Raw genomic sequence first — 6,000 nt, forward strand, 5'->3', positions numbered from 1 at the left:
TATTACCCGTTCTTTGCGCTCATTATCGCCCGGCCCAGTCTTTCAAGCGCCGGCCGCAGATCGGGGTCATCAACGGCGGCGAGATGGCGAGTCAGCTTCTCCTCGCCGTCGGCGTCAAGAACGTGCTCGGCGGGCGGCGGCGGAGTCGTCGCGGCAACGGGGAGCGGTCCCTGGATAATCCTGACGCGGGCCACCGCCCGATATCCGAAGAAGGCGTTGATGCGTTCTATCAGCAGAGGCTCCAGATGCTGTAACTCGGTGGCCAGACTGCCGTTGTCGATAAGCAGATGAAGGACGCCGTTATCACGCTTGCCGTGAGCGAAGGCGATCCGTTGCGGAGAACTGTGAGCCGCCAGATGAGGGCCGATGACTGCGGGCCAGTCGTTGAGGATCGATGCCTCGGCAAAGCCGCGCCTGCCGAAAAGAGGCTTGGTGATTCTCGCCAACGTCGCCGCCAGCGCCTTTGGTCCGCCGCCGCTGCGCTTCCCTGCGGTCATGTGTTAACTACTCGTCGTAGGCGACCAGGGCGTTGAAAGGAACGTCCAGTTTGGATCGGCCGTTAAGAAAGGTAAGCTCGATAATGCAGGCGGCGCCGACAACCTCGGCCCCTACCGATCTGAACAGCTCGCAAGAGGCGGCCAAGGTGCCGCCGGTCGCCAGCAGATCGTCCAAAATCATCACCCGTTGCCCCGGCGCCACCGCGTCTTTCTGGATTTCGATGGTGTCAACGCCGTATTCCAGGGCGTACTCATAGCTGACGGTCGGCCCCGGCAGCTTGCCCTTCTTGCGCACCATGACGAAACCGCATCCCAGCTTCAAGGCCAGCGGCGCCGCCACCAGAAAGCCCCGCGATTCAATGCCGGCCAGGATATCCGGCTGATGTTGACGAATCGCCTTTGCCATGCGTCCCATGGCCACCTGCCATGCGTCTTCGTGAGCGAGCAGTGTCGAAATATCGTAGAACAATATGCCCGGCTTGGGAAAGTCGGGGATCGAGCGGATGTAATCTTTGATGTCCATGGGGCTACCGTAATATTTTAATGTCTGACTGAACGCATCTTACCGCGTCCTGCGGACGGTGGGCAAAAAAAAGCGCCCCGCCCGGATTACGGGGGGGCGCTCTCCTTTAGAAAAAACGGCTTACTTCAGCGTTTTCAGATAGGCGATGAGGTCGGCGCGGTCCTCGGGCTTCGCGGTCTTGGCGGTCATCTTGGTCGCCTTGCCGGTGAAAGCCTTGGGGTCGGTCAGCCATTTATCGAGATTGGCGTCGTCCCAGGTGACGTCCGAGCCTTTGAGGGCTTCGTACTTCTCAAAACCCGTGGCTCCCGCCTTGGCTCCGACGATGCCGAACAGGGTGGGGCCGACTTTGGGCTTGGCGCCTTGCGCGACTTCATGGCAAAGCTTGCACTTCTTCTTGAACTCTTCACCGCCTTTTTTGGCGTCCGGTCCGCCGGCAAACGCCGAACTGCTTCCCACGGCGACGGCAAGGGCGATGCCCAACGCCAGAAACTTTTCCTTATTCATTGGATTTCCTCTTAAAAACTGGTGACTCTCAGCAAAACGAGCCGTATTATTAGCGAAGGTTGCGCCCGTGCGCAACTATATCCGAGCGATAATTATCAGCTAAACCGGCCAAAAGCTCTTAAGAACCAGCAACAATACGCCGAAGCCGATTCCGCTCACCATCCATTTGACCATGGCAAGCTCGGCCTTAACGACGGCAACACCGGAGCGCACCTCTGCCAATTCGGCATCAATGCGTCCGAAACGGTCGTCGTGGCCCACCATGGCCTTGGCGGCGGCCTGGGCCTTTTCCTCGGGGGCGCCCGCCGCCTTCAAGGCGTCGTAAAGTTCCAGAACCATAGTAGTCATGCCCCTAATATGCGCCGGAGACGGCAAGGGGTAAAGGCGCTGAAATACGCTACCTACTCTCGTCTCTTGCGGCGTAGTTCTTGCGGAAGGCGGACAGCGACGACCATGCGCGTTTGAAGCCGATATCGGCCTCGGCCTCCCTGGCGGCCGTTTCCTGCCAGGCCTTGTTCATGGCGTTCATGATTTCGGCGGGCCAGCGGTGCAGGGTCACGCCGTTGGCGATCATTTTCTTCAAGGCCGGGGAGTGATCCAGCGCCCCGCCTTCCGCCAGTCCGAAGCGGACATTATCGCCGCACACCGCCTCAATCCGGCTCTGCCGGACGACGGCGAGAGATTCCCATTTGTCCAGGTTGATCATCAAATCAAACACGGTCGCCGACCGGCGCCGGCCGGGCATGTAATAGTGCCTCGCCAGCTTGTGAAAGCCAAGCTCCAGGTCGATGGCCGGCATCAGGAATTCGGCGGCGTCAATGGCCCCCGTCTCGAAAGCCGTGAAGATGTCGCCGCCGCTCAACTGTTTGGTCTTTACGCCCAGCCTGTCCATGATCTTGGCGCCCGGACCCTCGATGTGCATGGTTATGCCCTTGAAGTCCTCCACGGTCTTGATCTCTTTGCGGGACCAGATGGAAGCCTCGGGCGACATGGCCCCGCACAGGATGCTGTGGATGCCGCTCTTGTGGTAAATATCCTCGAACTGGTCCTTGCCGCCGCCGAAATAAAACCAGGACAGGTATTCTTCCGCCGATGGGCCGAAGGGAACGGCGGAAAACAGGTTGAGGGCGGGAATCTTGCCTCCCCAAAGGCTCGGCGATGAAAAAGCGGCGTCAACGGCTCCCGAAGCTACGGCGTCAAACACCTCCTGTTTGGGGACAAGAACGCCCGGCTCGTGAAACTTGATTTCAATATCGCCGCCGGAAACCCGCCACACATTCGTTTCAAGCCGCTTGGCCGGCGCCCCCAGTTGCGGCAGTGACGAAGCATAGGCGCCGGCCATTTTCCAGCGCACGGTGGGCAGCGCGGAAGCGGCCGGCAATTCGGCTGTTACCGGCCCCCCCCCCGTTTCCCCGGCGTTGGTTTGTGACGAAGCATGGGCCGACGACGGAACAGGCGCCAGCCTGGGCGCGATCACCGTGGTCCCCAGGGCCACGCCGACGACGATGCCGATGACAATGCCGATAATCGCGTTACGCACCAAGCCTCCCCCCGTCCCCGATGGCCTGATATTAGCAGGACCTTCCCCAAAAACCGAAGCCTAAAACCGGCAACACCGGCGGGCGCGGCCAGGAAGTAATTTTTAGCCACGGATAAGCACGGATAAACGCAGATATTAAAACTGTTTTTTCAATCCGCATGACGGCTTACCCTTCATCATGGCTTCGCGTCTTCGCGTCTTTGCGTGAAACATGGTCGGTCACGCGAAGGCGCAAAGGCGCGAAGTTATGATATTTGATAAACGGCGAAAGACTCTCAGCAGATTCTTCATCCGTGGTTTCTGTATGTGGGGTCAAAACAAAACCCCCGTCCGCCGAACGGCGAACGGGGGTATTGATTTAAGCAACCGAATGAACCTACTTTCGTTTACCTCTCGTGCCGTCCTGGTAGACGACCCACTCTCCTGACGCTCCGGTAAACAGACCGCCTGACTTTTCCTCTTCCAGGGGTCTTGCCTTGATACAGGAGCCGAGCATCAATGCCGCAAACAACATCGGCGCGACAATCCGCATAAACGCCATTAGATTCATGTTTTCTCTGCCGACTCCTTAAAAAGCGACTTTCGCGCCGATATAACCAGCGTTGATAGCCTCGTACCCGTTGGTGTTGGTCACACTGACGTCCGTCCCCGTGCGATCACCGAAAGAACTGCCTCGGGTATAATGAATGTTTTCGTAGGTGGCAAACAATTCGACGCCGTAAGCATCCAGGTTCTGGACAACGCCACCGCCCCACTTGACGGCGCGATCACCGCCCACGCTGCCGTCGGCGGTGAGAAGCCAGTCGACGGCCAGATTGGTGTCGCCGAGGCCGAAGAAGTCCTGGGAATAGCCGAGCTTGGCATAATGCGTTGTCGGCCTGCGTCCCGCCGTATTGCTGCCCGGATCAGCCGCGTCTCCTGCGCCGTTCCCGCCCTGGTTGGCATTAGTGGCCTGATTCAGCACCGAGTAAGCGTAGGTCAGGTTGACGCCGCTGCTGTGCTTGGCGGAAATCGAACCGAGATACATTCTCTCAAACTGAGTCGCCGAGGCCGAAGCATTCTGCATGGCGACGGCGGCGGCCAGCTCGGTGTCCAGCAATTCGCCTTCGTAATCGAGCCTGTACTCGCCGACATCGGCTTGGCCATGACTGGCGGCGGCGGCGAACCCGGCGAACCGTGGCGTGTCATAACGAACGCGGTTCGACCTGGAGCCGTCATGCCTGACCAGAACATCGGCAACCCTGATGCCGGCGTTAGTGGCGGCGGCGGTGCCCCCGGCTTGCCGTTCCCAATTGCCGAGCTTCGGCACAAAGCCCATGCCGCTGGACAGAGGCTCGGCGACGCTCATCGCCGTCCCGGTGCCGGAAAGATCGGAATTGGTGGCGTCCATGGCGGCGGACTCGCCGTGACCCATCGACAGCTTGCCGTACCGGGTCTCAAAGAAGATGTCGGATATGCGAACGTTCTGCGTGCCGCGACTGGCGTTGGTGTTCATCGTCTGGGTGGTGGCGGCGGCCGACTGTCCTTCGGTGATGTTGAGTCCGGCGTCAAACGACCATTCAAACCTGGAGCCGATGGTCAGATTTTCCGACTCGGCGGTGGCGTCAATATTGACAAGCGATCTGGTAATGTCGTTGCCGTAGTGATTGACCGTCGTGCTGTGGCCGTCATCCTGGATGCCGACCAGACGACTGACCTGGCCGTACAACGTGACTTCCTTCTTGACGTCTCCGGCGACTGCCGGAACGACTGTCATGACGGCAAAACCCGCCGCCACAGTCCCCAACAGCATCAAGCGATATGTATTCATTGAGCTTCCCCTCCGTTAACTCTGTAACTTTGCGATAAGCCGATGCCGCCCCCCAGGGATGACCCTGAGGAGCGGCGTCGATAACAGTCTTTAGAACTTCACGCGGGCGCCGAAGTAGCCGGCGTTGATTTCATTGTAACCATTGACGTTAGTGACGGAGGGAGTGGCGAGAGTCCGAGTCGATCCCCGAGTATAAGAAACATTCTCGTAGGTGGCGTAGAGTTCAGTGCCATAAGCGCTGAGGTTCTGGACAACGCCGCCGCCCCACTTGACGGCGCGGTCGCCGCCCCGGCTGCCATCGAAGGTGATCTGATGGTCGATAGCCAGATTGGTGTCGCCGATGCCGAAGAAGTCACGGGAATAGCCGATCTTGGAATAGTGCGTCGCCGGACGGCGTCCGTCCGTGTTGCTGCCCGTGCCGGTGCCCGCCACGCCGATAGCGCCGGTGGAGGTAGAGCCGTTTTGATTCTGCACCGCGTAAGAGTAGGTCAGGTTCACGCCGCTCTTGTGCTTGGCGGAAATTGAACTGATATACATTCTCTCAAACTGTGTCGTCGAGGCCGAAGCGGTCTGCGCGGCGACGGCGGCGGCGAGCTTGGTGTCGAAAAGTTCACCGGCGTAATCGAGCCTGTACTCGCTGACATCGGCCTGACCGTGGCTGACGGCCGCGCCGAACCCGGCGAACCTGGGGGTGTCATAACGAATGCGGTTCCTTCTGGCGCCGTCGGCCCTGAGCATAACGTCGGCAACCTGGATAGCGGCGCTGGTGTTGGAGGCGGCGCCGCCGACGGTGCCTTGTGAAACACCCGCCGCGTCAAGGATATCCGCGCTGAAGCCCATGCCCCTGGACAGCGGCTCGCCGACGCTCATCGCCACCGTGGTGCCGGAAAGGTCGGAGTTGGCCGCGTCCTTGGCGGCGCTGCTGCCGTGACCCATGGACAGCTTGCCGTACTGGGTGGCGAAGTAAATGTCGGAATGACGGATGTCCTGCACGCCACGGCTGGCGTTGGTGTTGTTCGTCTGGCTGGTGGCGGCGTCGTTGTTGGAGCCGGCTTCAAACGACCACTCGAACTTGGCGCCGATGGTCAGGTTGGGGCTTTTGGCGGCGGCGTCGATGCCGACGCGG

The 6,000-nt window shown here is 60.0% G+C and carries 7 protein-coding genes; all 7 read right to left on the bottom strand.

All coding sequences use genetic code 11. The annotated features are described in order from the left end of the window. Positions 1-2: 2 nt before the first annotated feature. Positions 3-497, bottom strand: coding sequence for a hypothetical protein (locus A3H92_11935; protein OHC73271.1), 495 nt, complete (start codon positions 495-497; stop codon positions 3-5). Positions 498-504: 7 nt separating this feature from the next. Further along, entirely contained in the window at positions 505-1,020 is a 516-nt protein-coding gene (locus A3H92_11940) for an adenine phosphoribosyltransferase (GenBank protein OHC73272.1), read from the bottom strand. 120 nt (positions 1,021-1,140) lie between these two features. Next, a complete protein-coding gene (locus tag A3H92_11945) occupies positions 1,141-1,524 on the bottom strand; it encodes a hypothetical protein (GenBank protein OHC73273.1) in 384 nt (127 codons plus the stop codon). 99 nt (positions 1,525-1,623) lie between these two features. Further along, entirely contained in the window at positions 1,624-1,872 is a 249-nt protein-coding gene (locus tag A3H92_11950; GenBank protein ID OHC73274.1) for a hypothetical protein, read from the bottom strand. 49 nt (positions 1,873-1,921) lie between these two features. Next, positions 1,922-2,905 carry a C4-dicarboxylate ABC transporter gene (locus tag A3H92_11955; GenBank protein ID OHC73373.1) on the bottom strand — a complete coding sequence of 328 codons (984 nt, stop codon included), beginning with the start codon at positions 2,903-2,905 and terminating at the stop codon, positions 1,922-1,924. Between the two features lie 727 nt (positions 2,906-3,632). Further along, positions 3,633-4,874, bottom strand: a complete 1,242-nt coding sequence (locus A3H92_11960) for a hypothetical protein (GenBank protein ID OHC73275.1) — start codon at positions 4,872-4,874, stop codon at positions 3,633-3,635. 90 nt (positions 4,875-4,964) lie between these two features. Continuing rightward, on the bottom strand, positions 4,965-6,000 hold a 1,036-nt coding region (locus A3H92_11965), incomplete at its 5' end, for a hypothetical protein (GenBank protein ID OHC73276.1).

It is taken from the genome of Rhodospirillales bacterium RIFCSPLOWO2_02_FULL_58_16 (assembly GCA_001830425.1).
Classification (GTDB): domain Bacteria; phylum Pseudomonadota; class Alphaproteobacteria; order Rhodospirillales; family 2-02-FULL-58-16; genus 2-02-FULL-58-16.